Below are 26,193 nucleotides of genomic sequence, written 5' to 3' on the forward strand. Positions count from 1 at the left end.
CCCCGAAGGACGACGGCCGGTCAAGACGACGACGCCCCCACAGCCGGAGCTGCGGGGGCGTCGATCAAGGCGGGGTCAGCCCTGCGCGCGACGGTTGGTGCGCGGCGAGCGGGAGCCGACGACCATGCCGGTCGTGGGGGCGCCGGATGCCGAGCGGCCCGCGCCCTGCGGACGTGCGGCGCCGGCACCGGCGCGCTGTGCGCCGCCTGCGCCCTGGCCACGGCCCGCACCGGAACGCTGACCGCCACGACCGCCCTGGGGAGCGCGTGCGCCCGATGCGGCGTCGGCCGCCGGGGCGCCGGCGCTGCGACGACGGCCGCCGCCGGCACCCTGGGCGCCACCGCGGCCCGACGACTGCTGGCCCTCGCCGCGAGCGGCGCGCTTGCGCTGGGCGTTGGCGCCCTGCGAGCGTCCGCCACCCTGCTGCTGCGGGGCGACGACGGGCTCGGGCTTGACCCACTCGGCGACCTCGCCGACGAGCGCGACGACCTCGGGCGAGGTGGAGGTCACGACCGTGGGCGTGGCCGAGATCTTGGCCTTGCGCAGGATGTCGAGGGTGTCGCGACGCTGCTCGGGGAGCATGATCGTCACGACGTCACCGGCGGAACCGGCGCGGGCGGTGCGGCCCGAGCGGTGCAGGTACGCCTTGTGCTCGACGGGCGGGTCGACGTGCACGACCAGCTCGACGCCGTCGACGTGCACGCCACGGGCGGCGACGTCGGTGGCGACGAGCACCCGGGCGCGGCCGTCGCCGAAGGCGGCGAGGTTGCGGTCACGCGCCGGCTGCGACAGGTTGCCGTGCAGGTCGACCGAGGGGATGCCGGCCGCGGTCAGCGCCTTCGCGAGCTTCTTGGCCTGGTGCTTGGTGCGCATGAACAGGATGCGGCGGGCGGTACCCGAGGCGAGGGTCTGCACGAGGCGGTTCTTCGCCTCGGTGTCGGCCGGCGCGAAGACGTGGTGGGTCATCGCGGCGACGTGCGAGTGGGCCTCGTCGACGGAGTGCAGCACCTCGTTGCGCAGGAATCGCTTGACGAGCTTGTCGACCCCGTTGTCGAGCGTGGCCGAGAACAGCAGGCGCTGGCCGTCGGCGGGCGTGCGCGAGAGCAGACGGGTCACGCCGGGCAGGAAGCCGAGGTCGGCCATGTGGTCGGCCTCGTCGAGCACGGTGATCTCGATGTCGCCCAGGTTGGCGAAGCCCTGACCGATGAGGTCCTCGAGGCGGCCGGGGCAGGCGACGAGGATGTCGACGCCGGCGGCGAGAGCGTCGACCTGGCGCTTCTGGTTCACGCCGCCGTAGACGGTGGTCGTGGTCAGGTCGAAGGCGGCGGCGAGGGGCTTGATGACCTCGTCGATCTGGTTCGCGAGCTCGCGGGTGGGCGCCAGCACGAGAGCGCGGGGGCGACGGCCGCGTCGGCGGTCGCTCGTGGCCGCGAGGCGGGCGACGAGGGGCAGCGCGAAGGCGAGGGTCTTGCCCGAGCCGGTCTTGCCGCGGCCGAGCACGTCGCGCCCGGCGAGCGTGTCGGGCAGAGTGTCGGCCTGGATCGGGAAGGGCTCGTTCTTGCCCTGGGCGGCGAGAACGTCGATGAGGGGGGCGGGCACGCCGAGGTCGGCGAAAGTCTGAGACGTCATGAATACTCCTGCCGGCGCGCGGGCACGCACGGCGGTTCGGGATGCCGCGATGCTGCGGCTGCAATGGGCGAAGGCGCCGGGTGGCGCATCCGTTCGCCGTGAAGGTCAAAGGCCCGAGAGAGGGGCCGGTGCGTTCGACGACGCTGGGAGCGGAACGCTCCAATCGAACAGCCTACCGCCTCCAGTGGCGACACGCGGAATCGGCGACTCCGGTCGGCCTCAGCGCGACGCGCGCCAGCAGCCGGCGACGTGGTCGTCGACCATGCCGGAGGACTGCATGAGGGCGTACATCGTGGTCGGGCCGACGAAGCGGAATCCGCGGCGCCGCAGCTCTTTGCTCATCGCGGTGGATTCCGGTGTGACGGCCGGCACCTCGGCGAACGTCGCGGGCGGCGTGTGCGCGGTGGGGGCGAACGACCACATCAGCGCGTCGAACTCGCCCTCGGCCAGGGCGGCCACGATGGCCGCGTTGCCGATCACCGCCTCGATCTTGCCCCGGTGGCGGATGATCCCGGCATCCTGCAGCAGACGCGCGACGTCGTCGGGACCGAACGCGGCGACGACCTCGGGGGCGAAGTCGTGGAAGACCTCGCGGAAGCGCGGGCGTTTGCGCAGGATCGTGATCCAGGCGAGCCCGGCTTGGAAGCCCTCGAGACTGAGCTTCTCGAAGAGCGGGCGATCGCCGCGCAGCGTGGAGCCCCACTCCTCGTCGTGGTACCGCTGATACTCGGCGTCGGAGCCCGCCCACGCGCATCGGACGACGCCGTCGGCGCCGGTCACCAGGTCGGTCATACGCCCAGGCTAGAGGGGGCCGCCGACACGGCGGGGCGCCGGCCCGACAAGGCGGTCACGAGAGCAGGCGACACAGCCGCGAACAGGCCGATCCGGGGGAGATCGGCCTGTTCGCGCGGAGCTTGTTCTCGCCGCGGAACGCCGCTACTTCGCGGGCTTCTTCTCGGGAACGGGGGCGGTGCCCGACGCCCGCTGCGCGGCGTAGTACGACGCCGCCTCGTTCTGCCGATCGTCTTCGACACCCGACGCGATCGAGGCGCGGATGTGCTCGGGACCGTAGCCGAAGGCGTCGACCAGGTCTTGCGCGTGCGGACGCAGACGCGCGCACAGGCGGTCGATGTAGCTCGACACCGCGGCACCGCGCTGCGTCGAGAGGCGCCCGTTGATGAGGTACCAGGCGAGGTGCTTCTCGATGAGCTGCAGGCCGAACAGGTCGCGCAACCAGGTGAGCACCCGCAGGGTGCCGTCGTCGTCGATCCGGTTGATCGCGTCGGTGAAGGCCTCCCACTGCAGGAGCTCGCCGTGCGCACGCGCCGCCTCGATGAGCTGGGACTGGTTCTCGTTGAAGAGGGCGGCGGCGTCTTCACGCGACAGTTTGGATGCCGGACGCAGGCGCCCCGCGATGTCGGCGATCATCTGCTGCACGCGGCCGGCCAGCAGCTCGTGCTGCTGCTCGGCGCGGAGCCCCTTCTCGACCGAGCGCGCGGTGGAGCCGAAGTCACTGACGGCCTGACCGAGCTGGCGCATGCCGGCACCGTGGAAGAGCTTCCCGGCCGTCTGGCCCACGGCGAAGGCGGCGAGCTGCTTGGCATCCTTGCCCTTGAACGACCGGGCGTAATCGGCGAGCAGACGCTTGCCGACGAGCTGCAGCAGCACGTTGTTGTCGCCCTCGAAGGTGACGTAGATGTCGAGATCGGCGCGCAGGCCCACGAGACGGTTCTCGAACAGGAAGCCCTGGCCGCCGCAGGCCTCGCGGGACTCCTGCAGGGTGTCGAGCGCGTGCCAGGTCGACAGCGGCTTGAGGGCTGCGGCGAGGGTCTCGAGGTCTTCGCGGTCGGCATCGGTGTCGAGCGCGCCACTGAAGACGCCGTCGAACTTCTGCAGGAACTCGTCGTGAGCGAAGATCTCGGCGTACGTCGTCGCCAGGCGCGGCAGCAGACGCCGCTGGTGCTTGCCGTAGTCGAGCAGGGTCACCTCGGGGGTGCCGCTGCCCGAGTCGAACTGACGGCGCTGGTTGCCGTAGGTGATGGCGATGGTGAGGCCGATGGCCGAGGCCCACGCGGCGGCCCCATCGAGCGAGACGCGGCCCTGCACGAGCGTGCCGAGCATCGTGAAGAAGCGGCGGCCGGGGCTGGCGATGTCGCTCGAGTAGGTGCCGTCGGCGGCGACGTCGCCGTAGCGGTTGAGCAGATTCGTGCGCGGGACGCGAACGTGGTCGAAGTGCAGACGGCCGTTGTCGATGCCGTTCAGACCGCCCTTGAGGCCGTCGTCCTCGCCGCCGATGCCGGGCAGGAAGGCGCCCGACTCGTCACGCAGCGGCACGTAGAAGCAGTGCACACCGTGGTTGACGCCGTTCGTGATGAGCTGCGCGAACACCGTCGCGGCCTTGCCGTGCAGGGCCGCGTTTCCGAGGTAGTCCTTCCACGCACCGCGGAAGGGCGTGTGGATGACGAACTCCTCGGTGTCGGCGTCGTAGGTCGCCGTCGTGCCGATCGCGGCGACGTCGGAGCCGTGGCCGGTCTCGGTCATGGCGAAGGCGCCGGGGATCTCGAGGCTCATGATGCCGGGGAGCCACTTGTCGTGGTGCTCGGCGGTGCCGAGCTGCAGCACGGCCGAGCCGAACAGGCCCCACTGCACACCCGACTTGATCTGCAGGCTGGGGTCGGCCGCCACCAGCTCCTCGAAGCCGGCGATGTTGGCCCCGTTGTTCTCTTCTCCGCCGAAGCGCTTCGGGAAGGCCCGGTGCACCGCCTTGTTCTGCACCAGGAGGTGCAGCTGGCTGAGCGTGCGCTCGCGGTGGGCGTCCATGCCCAGCGAATCGTCGCGCCACAGCGCGGGATCCTTGAGCATCTCGCGCGCCTGGCGGCGGGTGTCGGCCCACGTGCCGAGCAGCAGGTCGGTGACCCGCTCGGTGTCGATGCGCGCTTCGGCAGCCTCGGCGGCGGTGTGCGGGGCGGCGGGGGCTCCCCCGACGGGGGTACGCGTGCTCGTGGCGGGCGTGGTGGGACGGACGGCGGCGTCGGTCATTCTCGGCACCTTTCGACGTTGCAAAGGAATACCCCCACGGTAGGTGTCCCACAACGTCCCGGCAATCGCACTGTGGGATGTTCACAACTCGTCGGGCGGACGTGGGGCCCAGGGGTTGTGGGGGGTCACCATTTCCGAGGATGCGCTGACCGCGCGCCGGAGGCGTCGGCAGCACCCACCGCGTGCTCACCCCGCTCGACCGCGGGCGTCGACCGCTGGAGCTGGGCCGCCGCCGCCGCGGAAACGGCGCCCTGTCGTCCCGTCAGTTCGCCGCGACCACCGTGAGGATGCCGTCGCCGTACGCCTCGCGCTTCTTGGCACCGATGCCGGTGATGCCGTCGAGGTCGCCGGTCGAGGCGGGTCGCGCCGCCGCGATCGCGCGCAGAGTGGCGTCACCGAAGACGATGTACGCCGGAACCCCCTGCTCGCGGGCCTTCTCGGCGCGCCAGGCGCGCAGAGCCTCGAACAGGTCGCGATCGGCGGGCGCGACGTCGTCGGCGCTCGACTTGCGCTGCCGGGTCGAACCACCGCCGCCGCCCGTGCGCCCGAGAGCATCGCGGCGAAGGGGAACGGGCGACTCGCCCCGAAGCACCCCGGCCGACGCCTCGCTGAGCGCGAGCGTGCCGTAATCGCCCTGCGCGGCGATGATCCCGCGGGCGAGGAGCTGACGGATGACGCTGCGCCAGTCCTGATCGGACAGGTCGGCGCCGAGTCCGTAGGTGCTCAGTCGGTCGTGCCCCTGCTGGGCGATGCGCTCGGTCTTGGCTCCGCGCAGGATGTCGATGAGGTGGCCCGCACCGAACGCCTGGCCCCGCTCGCGCTGTAGACGCACGATGGTCGACAGCAGCTTCTGCGCCGCGACCAAGCCGTCCCAGGTGTCGGGCGGGGTGAGGCAGGTGTCGCAGTTGCCGCAGGGGTCGGACTTCTGCCCGAAGTACTCGAGGAGGTTCTGCCGACGGCATCCGACCGTCTCGCACAGCGCCAGCATGGCGTCGAGATGCTGCCCGAGGCGCATCTTGTACGAGCGGTCGCCCGGCGACTGGTCGATCATGCGACGCTGCTGCACGACATCGCCCAAGCCGTAGGCCATCCAGACGACCGAGGGATCGCCGTCGCGGCCCGCGCGGCCCGTCTCTTGGTAGTAACCCTCGACGGACTTCGGCAGGTCGATGTGCGCCACGAAGCGCACGTCGGGCTTGTCGATGCCCATTCCGAAGGCGATCGTGGCGACCATGATGACGCCGTCGTCGCGGAGGAAGCGCGACTGGTTCGCCGCCCGCACCGAGGCGTCGAGACCGGCGTGGTACGGCAGCGCGTCGAGCCCCTGCGTGCAGAGGTACGCCGCCATCTGCTCGACGCTCTTGCGGCTGAGCGCGTACACGATGCCGGCCGAGCCCTCGGGCTGCGCCTTGATGAACTGCACCAGCTGACGACGCGGGTCGACCTTGGCGTCGATGCGGTACTGGATGTTCGGGCGATCGAAGCTGGCGACGAACCCGCGGGCGTCGCGCAGACGGAGACGTTCGACGATCTCTTGCGCGGTCGCCGTGGTCGCTGTGGCGGTGAGGGCCATGCGCGGCACACCGGGGAAGCGCTCGGCGAGGTCGCCCAGCGCGAGGTAGTCGGGGCGGAAGTCGTGACCCCACTGCGACACGCAATGGGCCTCGTCGATCGCGATGACGCTCAGGCGTCCGCGCGACAGCAGCCCCAGGGTCTGCGCGCCGTTGAGGCGCTCGGGGGCGACGTAGAGCAGATCGAGCTCGCCGGCGAGGAAGGCCTGTTCCACCGCCTGCCGCTCGGCGGGGGCCTGCGTGGAGTTGAGGTACCCGGCACGAACGCCGTTGGCGATGAGCGCCTCGACCTGGTCGTGCATGAGGGCGATCAGCGGGCTGACGACCAGGCCCGTGCCCGGGCGCACGAGGGCGGGCACCTGGTACGTGACGCTCTTGCCGCCGCCGGTGGGCATGAGCACCACCGCGTCGCCGCCGTCGACGACGTGCTGCACGATGTCGGCCTGGTCGCCGCGGAACGCGTCGTAGCCGTAGACCTCGTGCAGTACCTCGCGCGGATCGCGTCCGGTGAAGTCGCGCACGGCCGGGAGCTCACGAGCGGTGCCCGTCGCGACCGCGGCGCGGGCGAACCGCGAGTTCGCGGCATCCGTCGGCGGCGGCGGGGCGTCGAGGTCGTCGGGCGGGGCGAACAGATCGGGGTCCCAGTCCGCTCCCGCGTAGGGGTCGTCGGGGGTGTCGTACGACTCGGGCGGCGCGTCGGCGTACGACTCGGGTGCGGCGCCGGGATATGTCACCCCTCCACGGTAACCCGCCCCACCGACACCGACACCGCCCCGACCTCCATCGGGGGAGGCCGGGGCGGTGGGGAGGAGGGGTGATCAGCTCGTCGGCGGCGAGAAGACCAGCTGCGAGGCGACGAGACCGTGCTCGCGGCTGACGATCTGCGCCCGACCCGGCGCTGCCCGCTCGGGCTTGACCCGACCGATCAAGGCGCCCTCTTCGGGGTTTCCCCCCAGCAGGATGCCGGTCACGCCGAGATCGGTGAAGCGCTGGATGATCGGGTCGTAGGCCGCTCGGCTCGCACCGCCCGACCGACGCGTCAGGATGACGTGCAGACCGAGATCGCCGGCCTGCGCCAGCAGCGGCTGCAACACCGCCAGGGGGTTGCCCTGGCTGGTGGCGACGAGGTCGTAGTCGTCGACCAGGATGAAGCCCTCGGCGCCCTTCCACCAGCTGCGTTCGCGCAGCTGCGTGGGGGTCACGTCGGGGCCGGGGATGCGCGTGGAGAAGTACTGCGCAAGGTCGTTCATTCCGCCCGTGGCCAGATCGTGCGAGGTGAGATAGGCCCCGAGGTAGTCGTCGGGGATCTCACCGAGCAGCGCGCGACGGTAGTCGACGACGAAGATCTTCGCCTCGGCGGGCGTGTATAGGCGCTGGATCTCTTTCGCCACGCCCCGCAGGAACGCCGACTTGCCCATTCCCGAGTCGCCGTAGACGAACAGGTGCGACTCGAGGCGCGGGTCGACGCCGAAGGGCGACAGCTGCGCCTCCTCGATGCCGAGCAGCAGGCGCGGGTCGTCGGGCGCGGCGAGCGCACGCACCTCGTCGAGCGAGATGGTCTCGGGGAGCAGTCGCATCTTCGGGCCGGGCTCGCCGTGCCAGGCGGCGGCGACCTTGCCGATCATGTCGGCCACACCGTCGGCGAGGGTGCCCGCGTCGCCGGAGCCGTCGATGCGCGGCACCGAGGTGAGCATCTGCAGCTTGGTCGCGCTGAGGCCACGGCCGGGCTGGCCCGCGGCCACGTTGGCCGCCTGCTTGCGGTCGACGTCGGAGTCGGTCGGGTCGCCCAGACGCAGCTCGACCCGCGTCTGGATGAGGTCTTTCAGTGCCGCGCGGATCTCGAGCCACCGGTTCGCGGTCACCACGACGTGCACGCCGAAGCTCAGGCCGCGCGCGGCGATCGTCTGGATGCGGGCTTCGAGGGGCTCGAACTCGGCCCGGAGCGTCGACCACCCGTCGACCACGAGGAAGACGTCGCCGAAGCCGTCGTCGAGCCGACCGTCGCGCCGTCGCGAGCGGTACGTCTCGATCGAATCGACGGCGTTGCGGCGGAAGTACTGCTCGCGCGCATCGAGCACGGCCTCGACCTCGGCCACCGCGCGACGCACGGCCTCGGGTTCGGTTCGCGTGGCGACACCGGCCACGTGCGGGTGCCGCTGCATCGCCGTGAAGCCGCCGCCGCCGAAATCGAGCACGAAGAACTGCAGCTCCTGCGGGGTGCCCGTCAGCGCCAGCGCCGAGACGAGGGTGCGCGCGAGCGTGGACTTGCCGCTCAGCGGCGAGCCGACGATCGCGACGTGACCGGCCGCACCGCCAAGCGAGACCGTGAGGTGGTCGCGGCGCTGCTCCAGCGGGATGTCGACGACACCGATCGGCACGGTGAGGGCTCCGGCGTCACGCCACCGGCGCGAGACGAGGCCCAGCACGGGGTCTTCCGCCAGGTCGGGCATGAGCTCGTCGAGGGGGGACGGTTCGGCCAGCGGCGGCAGCCACACCTGGTGGGCCTCGGGCCCGCGGTCCTTCATGCGGTCCACGGCGATCTGGAACGTCGACCGCTTCTCGGCGACGGGCGCCGAGATCGCCGCCGGCGCGGCATCCATCTCGATGTCGGTGTCGTCGTCGGGCTGGGCCATGGCCGTGAACACCTCGACCCGCGCGGGCCCCGACGAGACGGCGTCGAACTCGTCGACGGCGACGCCGGGGTTACCCCTCGGCCGCCCCGACACGTACGCCGCGCGGAACTGCACGAGGTTCTCGGTGTCGCTCTTGAGAAAGCCCACGCCCGGTTCCTGCGGCAGCGTGTACGCGTCGGGCGTGCCGATGATCGTGCGCGACTCGGCGGCCGAGAAGGTGCGCAGACCGATCCGGTACGACAGGTACGTGTCGAGCCCGCGCAGCTTGCCCTCTTCGAGGCGCTGGGATGCCAGGAGCAGGTGCACGTGGAGCGATCGGCCGACGCGCCCGATGTTGAGGAAGCTGTCGACGAACTCGGGTTTGGCCGACAGCAGCTCGGAGAACTCGTCGACGACGACCAGCAGGGCCGGGAGCGGAGCCAGGTCGGAGCGCCCGCCGCGGCGCGCCGCCTCGTACTCGCCGACGTTGGCGAAGTTGCCCGACGCGCGCAGCAGCTCCTGACGGCGCACGATCTCGCCCTGCAGGGCGTCCTGGAAGCGGTCCACCAGAGCGAGCTCGGCCCCCAGGTTGGTGATGACGGCCGAGACGTGGGGCATGTCGGCCATGCCCGCGAACGTCGCGCCGCCCTTGAAGTCGACGAGGACGAAGTTCAACTGCTCGGGCGAGTGGGTCATCGCGAGCGCGAGCACGAGGGTGCGCAGCACCTCGGACTTACCCGAACCGGTCGCCCCCACCATCACGCCGTGGGGCCCCATACCCTGCGAGGCGGACTCCTTCAGGTCGAGGATGAGCGGCGCCCCCGACGGCTCCTGACCGATCGGGACGCGCAAGCGGTCGCGCTCGAGGCGCGGGCTCCACGCCTGGTCGAAGTCGACCGCGCGCACGTCGGGAAGGCCGAGCAGTTCCGTCAGCTCGGCCTGACCCTGCGTCGTCGGCGCGTCGACTACCACCATGGGCGCGGGCCGCAGCGGCATGAGCCGGCGCGCGGTGGCCTCGGCCTCGGCGATGGTCATGGCATCCGGGTAGAAGGTCTGCGCGCGCCCCGCGCCGTCGATGAACTCCGCGGGCGCGACGACGGCCGCGGTCTCGCCGCGGCGGGGCCGCACGGGAGCCACGGTCTCGGCGAGCGCCACGCGCGCGATCGACGGATCGTCGAGCTCGTCCCACCGCGCGGGCAGGTCGATCACGGTGACGCCCTGCGCGCCCTCGAGCCCCGCGAACGAGGCGTGCGCCATCGTGTCGACACCGTCGACGACGAGCACGACGTGCGGGGTGACCCCGCCGCCGGGCGCGAACCGCGGACGACCGGCGAGCTGGGTCGGCAGCATGTCGACGAGCTCGTCGAGCGAGCCCGAGATCATGCGCGCGGGGCCGAGTCGGTCCTGCACCCGCGACGACATCGCGTGCGGCAGCCACTTCACCCAGTCCCAGGCGGCCGTCTGCGCGGGGCCGGCGAGCACCGCGACGATCACGTCTTCGGGATCGTGCAGCGTCGCCGCCGAGGCGACGAGCGAGCGCGCGAGGCTGCGCACGGCGTCTTCGTCGGCGCCCACGAGCTCGATGCGCGCGTAGTCGCCGAGGGGGAAGCCGAGGGGAAGGTCGCGCTGGATCTCGTGCGTCAGCATGAAGCGGTGGGCGGCCGAGGCGGCGACCGGATCGAGTTGCGCCAGGGGCGGCAGCTCGGGTGCCTCGAGGGCGAGGCTGAGCGGCTGGTCGGCGACGCCGATGCGCGCGAGGAGGAACGTCTCGTCGCCCGGCTGGCGTTCCCAGACGCGGGACCGCTCCTCGGCGATGTAGGGCAGGGCGGCGGGAGCGGGCATGATCCATCCGCCGTGGCGACGCTGCTTGCGCGCGGCGACCCGCACCGTCTCGCGGAGGTCGGACAGGTACGCGAGGTACTCGCGCCGATTGCCCAGCACCTCGGCGTTGCGCTGGGCGCGCTGACGCCAGCCGTTGACGGCGACGAAGCCCAGCGACGACAGCAGGAACATGCCTCCGATGAGGAAGCCCGTCGGCCCGCTGTTCGAGATGGTGACCATCACGATGGCGCCCACGCTGCCGAGCATCGGCAGGAGCGAGGTCAGGATGCCGCTGCCGCCCTCGTTCGGCACGAGCTCGGGCGGCGGCTGCAGCACGATCCGCCCGTTCGGCAGCGACGGCGGGGCGATGCGCGGACCCGTGCTCACGCGGGACCTCCGATCAGGCGGCTGAGGGTGAAGACGCGTTCGCCGAGGCGCACGCGGGTGCCGTCCTCGAGCAGGGTGCGCGCACCGGGAGGGAGGGGATGGACGGCGCCGTCGTCGTCGATGAGCTCGGAGCCGTTCGTCGATCCGGCGTCGATGACCCACGCCACCTCGCCGTCGTGTTCGAGGCGCAGGTGCGTCTTGGAGATGAGGCGGTCGGGGTCGTCGACCGCGATGAGTACGTCGCCGGCCTGATCGGCGACCGGTGCGCGCCCGAAGTTGACCGCGGCGGGGAGTGCGAACTGCGCGCGCTGGCCGGTGTCGAAGACGACCAGCAGCTCGGCGCCCGTCACACCGGTGCGCGGAGTCGGCGCGGCGTCGCCGTCACCGTCGGCGTCGACGGTCGCGGCCGGAGCCACGGGGGCCGGGCGTGCGCCCGCCGACGTGGGCGCCTCGATCGCGATGAGCGGGGAATCCCACTCGGGGGCGGACGGAAGCGCCGCCACGCCGGCGTCGACGCGGAGGGGTTCGCGCGGTGACGCCGGTCGCGCATGGACCGTGGGCTCCGACAGAGCGCGGGGGTCGTCGGCATCCGGGGCCTTCTCGCCCCGCGGGACGGCCAGAAGGACCGTTCCCGCCGCGCGATCCGCCCACGAGCGTCGCCGACCCGAGCGGTCGAAGGCGGCCGAGGCCACGACGACCCACGCCCCCGCCACGAGCACCAGCCCGCCGAGCACGACGAGCAGGCCGCGCACGAAGGCGCGCCCGGCGCCCGGGACGAGCGGCGCCTCGATCCGCGAGGTGCGCACACCGAACAGCAGCGCACCGGGGGTCGACCCCCGACGCGCCTGCAGGATCCACAGGCCCAACAATGCCTCGGCCGCGACCGCGGCACCGAGGACGGGAGAGCCGAGAAGCGATGCCACGCCCGCGGCGATGACCACGAGGGCGGCGTCGACGCTGAAGGCGCCCACGCGCACCCCCACCGTCGCGGGCGCGCCGAACGGCGGCGTCTGCGTCATGTCGCCATCATCGCACGCGCGATCTCGATCGCTCCGGCGGCGAGCATGCCCGCCGGGAGCGACAGAGCCGTCGCGAGCGCCTCGAAGACGTCGCCCGTGCGCGACCAGCCGAGGGAGCGGAAGCCGCGGCCGATGGGCACCGTCAGCAGCGCGCATCCGAGACCCACCGCGAGGCAGATGCCGGCGATCACCACGAGCAGGCCCGACGAGATCGCGGGGAGCAGCGCCACCAGCACCGCGGCCAGGACGACGGCGGCTCCCGCTCGCTCGACCCAGCGGAGGAACGGCACGGTGCTCTTGCGCGAGCCGAGCAGCAACGCCAGCACGACCGTCGTCGCCAGGGCGATCCGCCCGCCCAGGATCACCGGATCGTCGGAGGGGAACGACGGCAGCGCGGTGAACGCGCTGGCCGCCCCCGCCAGGATCAGCAGCAGCACCCCGATGGTGAGTCGCGCCGTGGAGCGCTCGACCAGGGCGTCGGCATCGGCCGCCTCGATCGTGCGCACCTCGTCGGGCAGGCTCTGCCGCACCGTCCACCGCGTGGTCTGGAACCGGGCGTAGTCGACGAACGTGCCGGGCGCGACGTCGACGAGGCTCGCCTGCAGCACGCGCTGCGCGACGGGGACGAGACCGAGCGTGACGGCCGCGGGCGCGGTGGGGTCGAGATGCAGAAGAAGAGAGAGGCCCCAGACGCCCGCGAGCACGCCCACCACGATCGCGGCCGTCCGACCCTGCGCGCGCAGGGTCTCGGGAGCGCCGAGCACGCCGATGACGCCGGCGAGGATCGCCCCGCCGAGCAGCCCGGTGAACACGGCCACCGACGCCGACGACGCCGGCACGTCGGGGACGACGGCCACCCCTCCCCCGAACGCGAGCGAGATCAGGGCGACCACGGGAACGAGGGTCGACGTGGTCGAGCGGGCCGACAGTGAGAACGCGGTGGCCGAGGCCAGCGCGGCGATCAGCGCGACGACCGCGACCGGCACGCGGACCGACGCCGGAAGGGCGTCGCCGCCGAGGAGACGCAGAAGGGCCAGGATGCCGCCCCCCGCCGCCAGCACCGACCACACGGCCGGTGCCCGACGGGCGAGAACGGGCCGCTTCGCGTCGGCGGTCGCGGCGGCGAACGAGGCCGCGGGATCGACGAGGACCAGGACGGAGCCGTCGTCGAGGGAGCGCATGGTCGTGGACCGATCGATCTCGCGGCCGGCGATGCCCACCACCCGCACGCCGTCGCCCGTGACGGCCGCGGCGCGCAGGACGTCGTCGACGCTGGCGTGCAGCGGAACCACGAGATCGAACCGCGTGGCGCCGTCGACCAGCGCGACACGTCGCCCGTGCACCACCTCAGCGCTCAACGGTCCCCCTCGTTCTCGCCGCCCGTCCGCCTCGGAAGGCGCGGGAACCGCACCAGCGTAGCCGCCCGGCACCGGCCGCGTGGTCCTCGACGGCCGGGGTGTGAAGATGAGAATTTTGTCATTTTTGGGTTTGCGCAAGAGGCTTGCCGTGACCCCCTCCTTTACGTACATTCAGTGGGTCGGTGGGGGGCTCCGGTTGTTCCATCGATCCCGCGTCCGGGTCCGATTCCCGTGCGTGAAGACATGATCCGCAACGCCCGGGCGCGCCCGGAGGAACAACGAGGAGACAGACGTGGCAGATCTCATCGCAGCCCAGGAGGGTGCGCTTCGTCGCGGAGCCGAAGCGGTCAACACCGCGAAGTCGGGCATCGACGAGCAGGTTCGCAAGGTTCGTACCGAGCTCGACCAGGTGGCCGGCTTCTGGACCGGCGCCGCCGCCGGTTCCTACACGCAGCTCATGCAGCGGTGGAACGAAGAGACCACCAAGCTCAACAACGTACTCGTCACGCTCGAAGACGCTCTGCGCGGCACCGAGCGCGACCAGGCGGCCTCGGAAGAGTCGCACCAGCAGACCATCGGCAACCTGGGCTCGCTGCTCGGCTGACCCGCTCGACACGAAAGAAGGAACTCCCATGCAGTCCATGTCCGTTCGTCCCGAGCAGGTCATCGCCCTCTCCGGTCAGATCCGCAACGGTGCCTCCGGCATCCGCACCCGTCTCGACGACCTCGAGTCGCAGGTCGGCGCGCTGCGCGCCTCCTGGGACGGTGAAGCGCAGACCGCTTACGACCAGGCCCAGGCTCAGTGGACGCAGTCCATCACGCGCCTGAACGAACTGCTCCAGCAGATCGCCGCCAAGACCGACGAGATGGCCCAGGGTTACACCTCGACCGACAAGTCCGCCGCCGGCCGCTTCGTCTGAGTCGCATCGAGCCGGCGGTCGCGACTCGCGACCGCCGGTTCTTTCGGCCCTGACGGGCTTTCTTCTGCGGCGCTGCGCCGCCGTCGGAGTCGCCCGCACCGCCCCGGCCCGGCGTCGCGGGCGCGGAGACTCCGCGCATCACCCTCTTCTGACCTCGAGAAACGAGTGATCCCATGTCTGACATCGGCTACGAAGGCGACCTTCCCCTTCACAACTCGAGCACGCTGACGACATCGACCGATCAGCTGCCGTCCGCCGCCGTCATCGCGATGGTCGAAGGCAACTCGACCGAGGTCCCCGCGGCCGCATTCACGTCGCACCTCGAGCAGCGCGCCCAGATGCTGGGTATGCGCATCGAAGAGGTACGCCAGTACGTCCAGCAGAACGCCGAGGCGCTCGCTCAGGCCGTCACCACGCTCCGCGATCGCGACGAGATGAACGCCAGCGACGCCACCAACGCCCTCTCGCTGATCGACGCGGCGGCGACGCCCCCGTCGGCGGGCAGCCGATCGCCGTTCTCGAGTCGGAACATCCCTCTGTGATGAGCGCGCCCCGTTCCGCGGGCCGCGCCGTCGGCGCCGTTCTCGTCGCCACCATCGTCTCCTTCGGCGCCGCCTCCCCCGCCCTCGCGGAGGGCGAGAGCGACAACCCGCAAGAGAACCTCGCATTCTGGTACTCCACCTACGGCGTCGACGCGGCGCACGCGGCCGGCCTCACCGGCGCGGGCGTCAAGGTCGGAGTCATCGAGAAGCAGATCAATCCCGACCTCCCGGTGTTCGAGGGACGCAACCTCCGCATCTCGGACTTCCCGATCTGCTCCAACGCCCCCGAGGTGAAGACGGCGGATGCCAACTCGGCAGCGCGTCACGGAACCACGATGACCGCACTGCTCATCGGCAACGGAACCGGGTCGGGCAACATCAACGGTGTGGCCCCCGACGCCGACGTCACCGTCTACGGATACGGGCCCGAGAGCGACGAGCGGTGCGACGTCAACTCCGACGAGGACATCAGCGAATTCGGATTGGCGGTCAAGACCGCCGTCGACGACGGCAACGAGATCGTCTACACGGCCGTCGGCCAGCCCTGGGACGAGCGGGACGCCCCGGTGATCGCCTACGCCATCGCGAAGGGTGTCGCCGTCGTCAGCGCCTCGGCGAACCCCAGCCAACTCGGCGACTCCGAGACCTCGGTCGGTGCGCTCAACGGCGTCGTGACCACCACGGCCATCGATCGCGAAGGCCACATCCAGAAGAGCTCGGACGGCTCGGACTACGTCATCACCCACACCACCGTGGTCGCCGGAGGGTTCCGGATCCCCGGGGTGGGGCGCGAGGGCGACTGGTCGGCCACCGGATCGGGGACGGGGTCGTCGAACACCGCTCCCCTGGTCGCGGGAATGCTCGCGTTGGCCGCCCAGAAGACGCCCCAGGCGACGGGGAACCAGCTGGTGCAGGCCCTCATCGCCACCACGAACGACGAGGTGCACACGCCGGCCCGCACCGATGACGGCTACGGCTACGGCGCCGCTTGGCTGTCGTCGCTTCTCTCCGTCGATCCGCTGCAGTACCCCGATGAGACCCCGCTGATGGACAAGCCCGCGGGAATGCCGACCGCGGAACAGATCGCCACCGCCAAGACGCAGGGCTACGTCGCCCCCGCTGCGCGGTCCCGCAGCTTCGACGCCTACGGCGACGAGCCCAGCGGCTTCGACATCGGGGCGCTCGTCCCCTGGATCATCGGCGCGGTCGTCGGGTTCGTGGTCCTCGCGATCGTCATCACCATCGTCATCATCACCATCAGCCGACGCCGTAAGGCAGAGGGAGGAAAGTCGTCATGACCGGAGACTGGGAACTGCGCCTGCAGCGCCTCGCCGAGGGTGGCGTTCCATGGGACGTTCCGACGCGCACCGAGTTGGTGAGCGGCCTCACGGCGCTCAAGAACGTCCTCGATCGCGTCGCCAGCGACCCGGGCCTGGTGGGACGAGCGGGAACGTCGGCGCAAGCGGCTTTCAGCTCCACCGCGTCCGAGGTCTCGAAGCAGATCGGCTACGTCGAAGACGAGATCCCCCGATACCTCGCTGATGCCAACGACATCCGTTCGCGCGCGCGGGACTCGCTGGCCTCGCTGCCCGCCGGGGAGATGACTCCCGGGCAGGAGATCGCGGTCCGCGGGGCCGCCATGGGCTCCACCTTCATGCTCGGTCCCGTGTCGTTCCTCGCGGGCGAAGGTGCCACCAACGTCATCAACGGCTACCTGGCGGATCGACGCGAAGACGACGCGAGGACGAAGTTTCAAGCGCACTCCGACGAGCTCGACCAGATCTCGATGACCAACCCGCCGCCGTTCAACCCGACGGCCACGCCCGACGACGATCCGTCGCCCGCACCGACGCCCGGCTCGCAACCCGGACCGGGACGCGTCGGCGGTCGGAGCATCGAGCAGTACCCGAATTGGGACGTGTCGCCGCTCGGCCCCGGCGGCGGCGGTAGCAGCGGGGGAAACGGCGGCATCGACATTCCGCCCCCCTCGACGGGTGAGACCCCCGGCGACTACGAGACGCTGCCCGGCACTCCCTCGGGCCCGAGCGAGTACGGTCCTTTCCCGAACGGCCACCCCGACCTGCCGACCGGCCGACCGCCGATCGACCTCGAGAACATCCCGCCCGACCCGACTCCCGACGGCCCGATCTCGGGCTCGCCCACTCTTCCCGGCGGCATCCCGAGCCTGCCCGGCGGAGGAGGCGGCGGCGGCGGACTGATCGGCACCCCCGGTGGTCCGGGCGCGGGCCTCGGCTCGGGCCTGTCGGCCGGACTCGTCGCCGGCGGCGGCGGCGCCCTCGCGCTCGGTCGCGTCGGCGCCCCGACGGGGGGCGCCGGTGGCGGCCTCTTCGGCGGCGGCGGGGCCGTGGCGGGTGGCGGCGGCGCCGGCGGGCGCGCAGGCGGACTTCTGGGCAAGACCCCCGGCGGGGGGGCCGGCGCCCGCGGTGTCGGTGGGCTCGGCGGTGTCGGCGGCGGCGCGGCGGGTTCGTCGACGGCACGCGGCGCGGGCATGCGCGGTGCAGGCATGGGCGGTGCAGGCATGGGCGGCGCGGCCGGCGGCGGTACGGCCGGNGCGGCGACCGCCGCGGGCGGAGCACGCGGCGCGGGCGCCGCGTCCGGCGCGACGCGCGGCGCAGCGGGCGGCAACCGGGGCGTCGGTGGGATGGGCGGACCGGGTTCGCGGTCCGACCGAAAGGACGAGGCGGCACGCGGCCTCGGTGGCCCCATCGCTCCCCGCATGGAAGACGACGAAGAGATCGGTCCCCGTTCCGAGAACGCCCAGGCGGGCGGTCGCGACGGGTCCGACAGGAGTGAGGACAATGTCTGATCGCATCTCCGCGGGCGAGGGCGCCCTCGCCCGAGGCGCCGAAGTGGTGGAGGGCACGCACGCCGACATCGCCGACAGCGCCCGCCGGGTCCTCGCCGAGCTCGACGAGCTGCGCGCCAACTGGACGGGCGACGCCGCCACGGCGTACGGGGTGCTGGTGAACGAGTGGACGGCCGGGGCGAACCGTCTCAACGACGTGCTGGTCACCCTCAGCGCCGCCCTGACCGCGACGGCGCGCGACCAGGAAGCCGTCGAAGAAGCGCACAGCACGACGATCCACGGGCTCGGCTCACTGCTGGGAGGCGAATGAGATGAGTGATCTCCGCGTCACACCCGAATCCCTGCACGCTGCGGCCGGCCGCTTGCGCGCCGAGAGTGCCCGCATCGACGCCGCTCTGAGCGGCCTCGATGCCGAGGTGTCCCGACTGCGCGGCGAATGGGAGGGCACCGCCCAGGTCGCCTACAACAACGCGCAGCAGCAGTGGAGCGCCACCCTCGAGCAGATGAGGGACGCCCTGCACCGCATCTCGTCCGCCACCGACAACGTCGCCGACGACTACGTCACGGCCGACCGCGCGTCCGCGGCGCGCTTCGGCTGAACGCGTCGACCGAGCACGTGACCGGGCGCTCCGATCGGACGCGCGGTCCCGTGCTCGGCGCGCGGAACGCCGTGCCCCGACGATAGGATTTCGGGGTCTGACCGCAGGGGGCTTCGGTCCGGAAAGAGGGGGCCGCGGATGGCTGACGTCATGAACGCCACACGGGCGCTGCTGCGCCTGTCCGTGCAGAGCGAGGGCCGCCGGCTCGACATCGCGATTCCCGCTCAGGTGCCCGTCATCGAGTTCCTGCCGGGCTTCGCACGATCGCTCGGGGTGCTCGATCCGTCGATGACCTCCGCCGGCTACGCCCTGCAGCGAGCCGACGGCACCACCGTCGATCCGTCGCGCGGGGCCTCGGCCCAGGGCATTGTCGACGGAGAGGTGCTCACCCTCGTGCGTGGCGGGCTCGTCGCTCAGCCGCGCGTCTATGACGACATCGTCGAGGCCGTCATCGACGCCACGTCGCAGCAGAACCGGCCCTGGACGACGCGCGACAACGCCCGCACGGCCCTCGCGGTCAGCCTGGCCCTGCTCGGCGTCTGCGCGGTGCTGCTCCTCGCCGCCGGCCGTGCCCTCCCCTTCGGCGCCCTGGTCGCCGGTGGCGGCGCGGTCGTGCTGCTCGTCGTGGCGGCCGTCGTCGCGCGGCTCGGCCAACGCGAGGCCGGCCAGGGCCTGGGAATGGCGGCCTCCGTGTTCGCGGCGGTGGCGGGGTTCCTCGCCGTCCCGCCGGCGTTCGACATCTGGGGCTGGCCGCTCGCCGCCGCGGGGGGTGGAGCCTTCGTGATCGCCGGCGTCGCTCTGGCCCTCACCCGCGACCGCGCCGAACTTCAGCTCGCGCCCCTGATCGCCGGCGGGGTCATCGGCGTCACGGGCACCTTCGCCGCCTTCTTCCCCGCCGCGACCGTGTGGACGCTCATGGTCGGCATCATCGCGACCCTCGGCGGCGCACTCCCGTGGCTCGCCCTCGGAACCACTCGACTGCGCATCGTCTCGCCGCAGAGTGACGCCGAGATGTTCGCCGAACCGGAGCCCATCGACGCCGACGACGTCGCGGAGCGGGTGGCGCAGGGCAAGCGCATCCTCATGGCCCTGCGGCTCGCCCTCGCCGCGTCCGTGCTCCTCGCCGTCCCCCTCGTCGCCGCGCAGAACGCCGCGGGGGCGCTCCTGGGCGCCCTGGCCTTCGCCGGCATGATGTTCCCCTCCCGGCAGACGTTCGCGCGAGCGGGCGTGCTGACGGTGATGACGACCGGCATCCTGGGTCTCGTCGTCTCGGGCGTGGTCGCCTCGCTGACGCAGCCCGACCTGCGTGTCGGCATCCTGGTCGTGCTCGCGACCGCCACCGTCAGCGTGGTCACCGTCACCCTGCTGGCTCCGAAGACGCGCCTGCGGCTGATCCGGATCGCCGACACCGCCGAACTGCTGGTGCTGGCGTCGCTGCTTCCGCTGTCGGTCATCGCCTCCGGTCTGGCCTGACGTCGTGGCCACCAAGGGCGACCTGATCGAGGCGCAGAACTTCTCGCGCCGACGCCTGCTCACCGCGTTCGTCAGCGGCGCGCCGGGCGGCAAGGAACTGCAGCCGACGTCTCCGCTGCGCGCGGTCATCGCGGCCATCGCCCTCACGGTCATCGTCGTGCTGGTCGGCGTGTTCTACGGGCTGATCCGCCCCGGCCTTCCGACGGGATGGGAGAACGGCAAGCTCGTGCTCGTCTCCGACACCGGGGCGCGTTTCGTCACCGTCGAGGGCGTCCTGCACCCCGTCATCAACACGGCCAGCGCCCGCCTGCTGCTGCCCGCGAGCGATTTCGGCGTGATCTCCACCGACCAGGCGACCCTGGCCGGCACTCCCGTGGGGGACACCCTCGGCATCACGGGAGCGCCCGACGAGATCCCACCCGCGTCGGGGCTCATCAACACCGGGTGGAGCGCGTGCGTCTCCGACGTGGCCGGCCTCGACGTGCGCCTGTCCACGGCGAGCGGTCCGGCCACCGAGACCGACCGCGCGGTCGTCGTCTCGGTCGACGGCATCCTGCACGTGGTGCTGGGGGGTCGCAGTTTCGCGGTGTCGAGCAGCGACGCCGACGCCGTGCTGCGCGCGGCCGGCATCTCGGCGCTGTCGCCGGTGACGGTGCCCGCGGCGTGGCTCGATCTGTTCACCGCCAGCACGCCCCTCACCCCCCTGACGCTGCAGAACTACGGCGCCTCGGTGCCCGGGACCAACCTCAAGGTGGGCCAGGTGATCCGGCAGGCCGGTTCGGCCGACGACGAGCGGTTCCTCGTGCAGACCGGCGGGGTGCTCGAGGCGCTGACCCCCCTCGCCTGGCAGCTCTACCAGCTGGGCAGCGGCAGCGCGCTGAACGGCTCCGTGACCGAGGTCACCGCCGACGAGATCCGCACGCTCTCGACGGCGCCCACCGGCCTCGGCGACGAGTGGCCGCGCACCGGCTTCGAGACCGTCGCCGCCGGCGAGCGCCCCTGCGCGATCCTCCGGGGCGGCGAGGGGCAGGCGACGACCGCCCTCGCCACCCAGCCGGCCTCGGCGCCCATCACGGCCGGCGTACGGGTCGACCCGAGCCACGGTGCCCTCGTGCGCGCCGGAGGCCGCGGCGACCAGAGCTCGAGCGTGCTGACCCTGGTGGATGCCACGGGCACGGCCTACCCGCTGCCGAACGCCACCGACGAGACCATCGCCCGCCTCGGTTACTCCCCCTCCGACGTCGCCGCCGTGACCGACGGGTGGACGGCGCTGCTGCGCACGGGCCCGTCGTTGAGCGAGAGCGCCGCGCAGCAGTCCCCGACCACGGGGTCGAAGTGACCCTTCGCCGGCGGACCGGCGGGTTCGGTGCGGCGATCCTCGTCGCGGGTCTGCTGCTGTCGGCCTCGCCCGCCGCCGCTCAGGCCTCGGGCCCGGCATCCGGTGTCGTGTCGTCGTCGCGCGACCAGTGCCTCGCGGCGACGCGGATCAGCCAGACCCCGCCCGCCCTCGACAAGCTGCAGAGCGAGGCGGCGTGGGAGCTCACCCGCGGCGCGGGCATCACGGTGGCCGTCGTGGATTCCGGCGTCGCCCCGAACCCCCACCTCGACGACGCGATCATCGCCGGCGTCAACCTCGTGCCCGACGGCACCGACGGCATCGGGCGCACCGACGTCTACGGGCACGGAACGGTGATCGCCGGGCAGATCGCGGCCCGGCTCATCCCGAAGTCGGGCGTTCAGGGACTCGCCCCCGAGGTGCGGATCCTGCCGGTGCGCGTGTACGCCGGCGACTCCGATCAGCAGGTCGAGGCCGGGTTCGGTCCGAACACCGCACGCATGGCCGAGGGCATCCGCATCGCGACCGACCGTGGCGCGCAGATCATCAACGTCTCGATGAGCACGACCGAGAAGAACGCGGCCCTGGCCGACGCGGTCGCCTACGCCCGCGATCGCGGCAGCCTGGTCGTCGCCAGCGCCGGCAACCGCGACTCCACCTCCGCGGTCGAAGAGAACGGTTCCGACGGCACGCGCTACCCCGCCGGCTTCTCCGGCGCCATCGGGGTCGCGGCCGCCAACGACGCGGGCGTCGTCACGAGTGCGAGCATCCGCGGCTCCCATGTCGCGCTGGCCGCCCCCGGGCAGAACATCGCGTCGGCGTGGCCGCAGGGCGGCGACTGCGCGGTCGCCACCGACGCCCCCGCCACCAGCTACGCCGCCGCCTACGTCTCGGCCGCGGCGGCCCTCGTCGCCGCCGCCCATCCCGACGAGACGCCCGCGCAGTGGGCCTACCGCCTCGAGGCGACGGCCGTGCGGCCGCAGCCCGACACGCGCTCGAACTCGTCGGGCTGGGGCATCGTGCAGCCCTATGACGCGATCGTGCTCGTGCCCGGCTCGGGGCTCCGCGGCCCCAAGAGCCCCTTCCCGGGTGCCGCGTCCACGCCGCAGCCGACGCAGACGCCCGAGGCCGTCGCGGTGGTCGTCGGACCCGGACCGGATGCCGCGGCCATCACCCTGGCGACGGGGATCGGCGTCGGCGGTCTCATCGTGCTGGGCGCGATCGGAGCCCTCGCGGTCCTCGTGAGCCGACGCCGCGAAGAGACCGAGCCCCGCCGCCCCGCTCCCACGGGCCGTGGACTCTACGGAGACGCCCCGGCCGACTAGGCGATCGCGCCGGGACGCAGATCGATCTGCGCATCGCCGAGGCGGAACCGCTCCGGGGCGAGAGCGGGGGTCTGCGCGCGCAGCCGTTCGCTGCGCCCGTCGTCGTGCAGCAGCGTCACGCCGTTCGTCGAGTCCAGGTCGGTGATGGTCCAGCCCGTCACCGTCCAGTCGAGCCGCGCATGCTGCTTCGACATGGTGCGCGTGTCGTCGGCGACCGCGATGTACTGCACGGATTCCTCGGTCTGCGCGGGTTTGCGTCCGAGCACGACGGTTCGTCCGGTGATGCTCACCTGCTCCCCGTCGGGGAGGCCGAGGATCCACTCCCCCCGGCGGCGGGAGCGGGGCCGAGCGGTCTGCGTCGATTCGTCGAGCGGCGCCGCGACCGGCATCTCGGCGCGGTCGGCGGCGGATGCCGTGGCGTCGGTCGTCTCGGCGACCCGGTCGAACGGCGCGCCGGTGTCAGCGGCCGCGGGTCCGTCCGCGGCGTCGATCCCCCCGAGGCCGCTCTCGGCGGTCGGGGCGACGGGGGCGGCACTCACCGGCGCGACGCCGTCGTGCTCGGCCGGGCCGGAATCGTCGCCGCGCACGGCGGAGGCGGAGGGGGGAGCGACCGGCACGGAGGATCCGACCTCGGGCGTCGTCGTGCTGACCGACGCACCCCGAGGGGGGACGTCGACGGGTCCGGCCAGCACCGGTACGGCGGCGGGGACCTCGACCGAGCGCGAAGCGCGGCGGGTTCCGGCGGCCGCGGCCGGCGTTCCCGCCCCGGGGACCGCGGTCAGGGGACCCGACGAGGGCTCCTCGGCGTCGTCGACCGCGGCCTCGTCGACCGCGGGGTCGTTCGCGTCGTGGGGCTTCGCGGCATCCGGGGTCGCTCCGGGTGCGGCGAGGATCCCCGCCCACACGGGCGGCAGAACGAGCGCCAGCGCCGTCGTACCGGCACCGCGTCCCGACGCAGCGCCCAGGCGGTGCGCCGCGGTCGCCTTGAGCACGAGGGCGTAGACGTTGACGAAAGGCACGAGCAGCAGCACGGCGCGCACCGGGTCGACCCGCCCCAGCCGGAAGACCTCGGCGTCGTTCACGATCGGCACCCACGCGCGCCAGGGCTCCGCGCCGCGCGCCGCGAAGACGCGCGACAGGCCCATCGCATACCAGACGTGCAGCACCACGGCGAGCACGAGCACCGCGCCCGCGGTCGTGGCGATCAGGCCCAGAGCGTTCATGCATCCCCCGTCGATGGTCTGCTCCGACGCTACCGTCTCGCGCGGCGCGCGAGGAGGCGTGGTCAGCCGATCGATCGGGTCATCGCAACGGGCGGCGCCGGTGTCACCGGATCCAGGTCCACGCGTCGGGCGGCGCAGCCCGTGCAGCGCACGTAACGCACGCGTCCGGCGCTCGTGGGGTGCACCGATTCGGTGAGCCACGCGTGTTCGTGGACGGATGCCGGGGCGGCGGGCAGGACGGTCGGGAGGGCGGTCATGGAACCAGCGTGATGTAATGCCGTTATGCATCTCAACCCTTACGGCGAGTACGCCGTCCTGTTGGCCGCCTCGTTGGCGAACGACTGGCCGGCCGACCGCGAGGGGATCGAACGCCGCACGCGCGAGAGCGGGATGACGATGACCTTCCCCGCGGCACCCGACGACCACGAACGCACCCGCACCGTCGTCGACGAGTGGTTGCGGATCGTCGATGAGACCGATCCCGATGCGCGCGCCGCGCGGCTGAACGCCCAGATGGCCGCCGTGACGGCCTACCCGCGCCTGACGAACCACGACGGCGAGGGGTGGCACCTGCACTATCGCGACAGCGACGAATCGCTCCCCCGCGTGCTCGCGGCGGTCATCTCGGTCGGCACGTCGCTGCACCTCGTCACCCGGGGAATGACCCGCCTCGCTCGATGCGCCGCCGAGCCCTGCGATCGCGTGGTCGTCGACGTCACGCGCAACGGCCGGCAACGGTACTGCTCGGTGCGCTGCGCGAATCGAGCCGCGGTGCGCCGCCATCGCGCGCGCGTCCCGCGCTGACCTCCCCGGCGCTCACGACGAGCGCCCGGAGGCGGGCGGCCACGACCGGCACCCACCACAGCCGCCGAGATAGCGACCGAGACGACGCGGTGCCGGCGGGCGCTGCCGGGGGCGCCCGCGAGGACCGGGGGTACCAGATCCGTCGCCGACCGGGCGGGGATGGCGGAACACCGCGGGACGCACGTACGTTGTCGTGGACACCGACGACGGACACCGACGACAGGAGACTCCCATGGCCGACGAACTGACCGTGACCCGAAACGACGAGGCGCGCCGCTACGAGATCCACGTGGGCGACGAGCTCGGTGGCTTCCTCGACTTCCGCCCCGCGGGTGAGGACCGCACGACCCTCCCCCACACCGAGGTCGACCCGGCCTTCGCCGGTCGCGGCCTCGGCAAGGTCCTCGCGAGCGAGGCGCTGGCCGACCTCGCCCGACGCGGCGGCAGCATCATCCCGTCGTGCCCCTTCGTGGCGCACTACCTGCGCGAGAACGACGTGCCGGGCCTCGTCGTGGAGTGGCCGAACGAAGACGACGCGGCCGACGCCGCCGGGCCCGGCGAACCCTCGTGACCCGACTCGACGTCGCCCCGCCGGCATCCGAGGGTCCGATCGCGTGCGACGGACCGCGTTCCCTCGTGATCGAGGCGCGCGAGGTGCCGTTGGGCGGCGTCCGGGGCATGGAGGTGCACCGCACGCTGCCGCATCGCGCCCTGCCGATGGTGGGGGCGTGGTGCTTCCTCGACCGGTTCGGCCCGCAAGAGACCCTCATGCGGGTCGAACCGCACCCGCACATCGGCCTGCAGACGGTGACGTGGCCGATCGTGGGCGAGGTGCGACACCGCGACGCGGTGGGCAGCGACGTCGTGGTGCGACCGGGGGCGCTGAACCTCATGACCAGTGGTGCGGGCATCGCGCACTCGGAATACTCCGTCGGCGAGGGCCCCATCCCCCTCGACGCCCTCCAGCTGTGGGTCGTGCTTCCCGACGCGCGCCGGCACGGTGCTCCGGCCTTCGAGCGACACGAGCACCTGCCCACGATCGACCTCGGCGACGGCGCCGACGCGGTCGTCGTGATGGGCGAACTCGGCGACGTCGCCTCTCCCGCGACGGTGCACACCCCGATCGTCGGGGCCGAAGTCCGGCTGCCTGCCGGCGTGACCGTGCGCGTGCCCCTTCACCCCGAATGGGAGTATGCCCTCTACGGAATGACCGGCCACGCCGACGCCGTGACGGGAATGGATGCCGTCGACGCCGACGCCGCGCGACGACCGGCGCCGGGCCTGGAGCCGGGATCCACCGCGGCGATCGACGACAGCCGGCTGGTCTACGTCGGCAAAGGACGCGACCACCTCGAACTGCGTAGCGACGGCGGCGCCCGGGTCTTCTTGTTGGGCGGCGAGCCGTTCGAAGCCGACATCGTGATGTGGTGGAACTTCGTCGGCCGCTCGCACGACGAGATCGTCGAGGCGCGCGACGCCTGGGAGGCACGGGCCGACCGCTTCGGCACGGTGATCGATCACGGCCCCGAGCGCATTCCCGCCCCGCCCCTGCCCGCGGTGCGCTTGACGCCGCGGCGGCGGCGCGACTGACGCGTCAGCCCGCGGAGCGCGCAGGGCGCACGAGTCCGACCCGACCAGCGAGCCCGGCGTGAAACGCCTCGACGAGACCGCCGAGCCGCGGCATCGGGTGCCCCTAGACTCGGGGGAA

At 72.5% G+C, this 26,193-nt stretch carries 21 protein-coding genes; 12 read left to right on the forward strand and 9 right to left on the reverse strand.

What is annotated here, in order from left to right; translation table 11 throughout:
• Positions 1-75 precede the first annotated feature (75 nt).
• From IFR11_RS10730 to IFR11_RS10760, 7 genes are all read right to left on the reverse strand, one after another.
• Positions 76-1,629 (reverse strand): DEAD/DEAH box helicase, encoded by a 1,554-nt coding sequence (locus IFR11_RS10730; RefSeq protein ID WP_055935685.1) that lies wholly within the window; start codon positions 1,627-1,629, stop codon positions 76-78.
• Between the two features lie 219 nt (positions 1,630-1,848).
• On the reverse strand, positions 1,849-2,421 hold the full coding sequence (locus IFR11_RS10735; protein ID WP_191916145.1) for a DNA-3-methyladenine glycosylase I: 573 nt from the start codon (positions 2,419-2,421) through the stop codon (positions 1,849-1,851).
• 144 nt (positions 2,422-2,565) lie between these two features.
• Positions 2,566-4,668, reverse strand: a complete 2,103-nt coding sequence (locus IFR11_RS10740) for an acyl-CoA dehydrogenase family protein (protein ID WP_055935647.1) — start codon at positions 4,666-4,668, stop codon at positions 2,566-2,568.
• A gap of 262 nt (positions 4,669-4,930) precedes the next feature.
• The gene (recQ, locus tag IFR11_RS10745) at positions 4,931-6,973 is read right to left on the reverse strand and encodes a DNA helicase RecQ (protein WP_441004779.1); all 2,043 of its coding nucleotides are present in this window, start codon (positions 6,971-6,973) and stop codon (positions 4,931-4,933) included.
• An 84-nt stretch (positions 6,974-7,057) separates the two neighbouring features.
• Positions 7,058-11,059, reverse strand: coding sequence for a type VII secretion protein EccCa (eccCa, locus tag IFR11_RS10750; RefSeq protein ID WP_055935642.1), 4,002 nt, complete (start codon positions 11,057-11,059; stop codon positions 7,058-7,060).
• Positions 11,056-12,078, reverse strand: coding sequence for an RDD family protein (locus tag IFR11_RS10755; protein WP_055935640.1), 1,023 nt, complete (start codon positions 12,076-12,078; stop codon positions 11,056-11,058). The genes eccCa and IFR11_RS10755 overlap by 4 nt, the downstream gene beginning before the upstream one ends.
• Complete coding sequence (locus IFR11_RS10760; protein WP_156784845.1) at positions 12,075-13,436, reverse strand: hypothetical protein; 1,362 nt, start codon at positions 13,434-13,436, stop codon at positions 12,075-12,077. Before IFR11_RS10760 ends, IFR11_RS10755 begins: the two co-directional genes overlap by 4 nt.
• Before the next feature lie 292 nt (positions 13,437-13,728).
• Between IFR11_RS10760 and IFR11_RS10765 the strand changes: the two genes are divergently transcribed.
• From IFR11_RS10765 to IFR11_RS10810, 9 genes are all read left to right on the forward strand, one after another.
• On the forward strand, positions 13,729-14,040 hold the full coding sequence (locus IFR11_RS10765) for a WXG100 family type VII secretion target (RefSeq protein WP_055831852.1): 312 nt from the start codon (positions 13,729-13,731) through the stop codon (positions 14,038-14,040).
• Between the two features lie 28 nt (positions 14,041-14,068).
• Positions 14,069-14,356, forward strand: coding sequence for a WXG100 family type VII secretion target (locus IFR11_RS10770; RefSeq protein ID WP_070408677.1), 288 nt, complete (start codon positions 14,069-14,071; stop codon positions 14,354-14,356).
• Positions 14,357-14,529: 173 nt separating this feature from the next.
• Complete coding sequence (locus IFR11_RS10775) at positions 14,530-14,898, forward strand: hypothetical protein (RefSeq protein WP_055831853.1); 369 nt, start codon at positions 14,530-14,532, stop codon at positions 14,896-14,898.
• On the forward strand, positions 14,898-16,196 hold the full coding sequence (locus IFR11_RS10780; protein WP_070408678.1) for a S8 family serine peptidase: 1,299 nt from the start codon (positions 14,898-14,900) through the stop codon (positions 16,194-16,196). Before IFR11_RS10775 ends, IFR11_RS10780 begins: the two co-directional genes overlap by 1 nt.
• Before the next feature lie 1,521 nt (positions 16,197-17,717).
• A complete protein-coding gene (locus tag IFR11_RS10790; RefSeq protein ID WP_191916147.1) occupies positions 17,718-18,035 on the forward strand; it encodes a WXG100 family type VII secretion target in 318 nt (105 codons plus the stop codon).
• 1 nt (position 18,036) lies between these two features.
• Positions 18,037-18,324: a WXG100 family type VII secretion target gene (locus IFR11_RS10795; RefSeq protein WP_191916148.1), complete on the forward strand. Its 288-nt coding sequence runs from the start codon at positions 18,037-18,039 to the stop codon at positions 18,322-18,324.
• A 138-nt stretch (positions 18,325-18,462) separates the two neighbouring features.
• On the forward strand, positions 18,463-19,797 hold the full coding sequence (gene eccD, locus IFR11_RS10800) for a type VII secretion integral membrane protein EccD (RefSeq protein ID WP_191916149.1): 1,335 nt from the start codon (positions 18,463-18,465) through the stop codon (positions 19,795-19,797).
• Between the two features lie 4 nt (positions 19,798-19,801).
• Positions 19,802-21,136 (forward strand): type VII secretion protein EccB, encoded by a 1,335-nt coding sequence (eccB, locus tag IFR11_RS10805; RefSeq protein WP_191916150.1) that lies wholly within the window; start codon positions 19,802-19,804, stop codon positions 21,134-21,136.
• Complete coding sequence (locus IFR11_RS10810) at positions 21,133-22,458, forward strand: S8 family serine peptidase (protein ID WP_191916151.1); 1,326 nt, start codon at positions 21,133-21,135, stop codon at positions 22,456-22,458. The genes eccB and IFR11_RS10810 overlap by 4 nt, the downstream gene beginning before the upstream one ends.
• Here IFR11_RS10810 and IFR11_RS10815 read toward each other — a convergent pair.
• Together IFR11_RS10815 and IFR11_RS10820 are read right to left on the reverse strand one after the other, a co-directional pair.
• Positions 22,455-23,681 carry a DUF5684 domain-containing protein gene (locus tag IFR11_RS10815; protein ID WP_191916152.1) on the reverse strand — a complete coding sequence of 409 codons (1,227 nt, stop codon included), beginning with the start codon at positions 23,679-23,681 and terminating at the stop codon, positions 22,455-22,457. The two genes, IFR11_RS10810 and IFR11_RS10815, sit on opposite strands and share 4 nt — an antisense overlap.
• Positions 23,682-23,743: 62 nt before the next feature.
• Complete coding sequence (locus IFR11_RS10820; RefSeq protein WP_191916153.1) at positions 23,744-23,938, reverse strand: hypothetical protein; 195 nt, start codon at positions 23,936-23,938, stop codon at positions 23,744-23,746.
• A gap of 25 nt (positions 23,939-23,963) precedes the next feature.
• Here IFR11_RS10820 and IFR11_RS10825 point away from each other — a divergent pair, with 25 nt between their 5' ends.
• From IFR11_RS10825 to IFR11_RS10835, 3 genes are all read left to right on the forward strand, one after another.
• Positions 23,964-24,485, forward strand: a complete 522-nt coding sequence (locus tag IFR11_RS10825) for a CGNR zinc finger domain-containing protein (RefSeq protein WP_055935618.1) — start codon at positions 23,964-23,966, stop codon at positions 24,483-24,485.
• Between the two features lie 232 nt (positions 24,486-24,717).
• Positions 24,718-25,056, forward strand: a complete 339-nt coding sequence (locus IFR11_RS10830) for a GNAT family N-acetyltransferase (RefSeq protein ID WP_055935615.1) — start codon at positions 24,718-24,720, stop codon at positions 25,054-25,056.
• Complete coding sequence (locus IFR11_RS10835; RefSeq protein ID WP_191916154.1) at positions 25,053-26,075, forward strand: pirin family protein; 1,023 nt, start codon at positions 25,053-25,055, stop codon at positions 26,073-26,075. The genes IFR11_RS10830 and IFR11_RS10835 overlap by 4 nt, the downstream gene beginning before the upstream one ends.
• Positions 26,076-26,193 lie beyond the last annotated feature (118 nt).

This window comes from Microbacterium sp. CFBP 8801, from assembly GCF_014839455.1.
Taxonomy (GTDB): domain Bacteria; phylum Actinomycetota; class Actinomycetes; order Actinomycetales; family Microbacteriaceae; genus Microbacterium.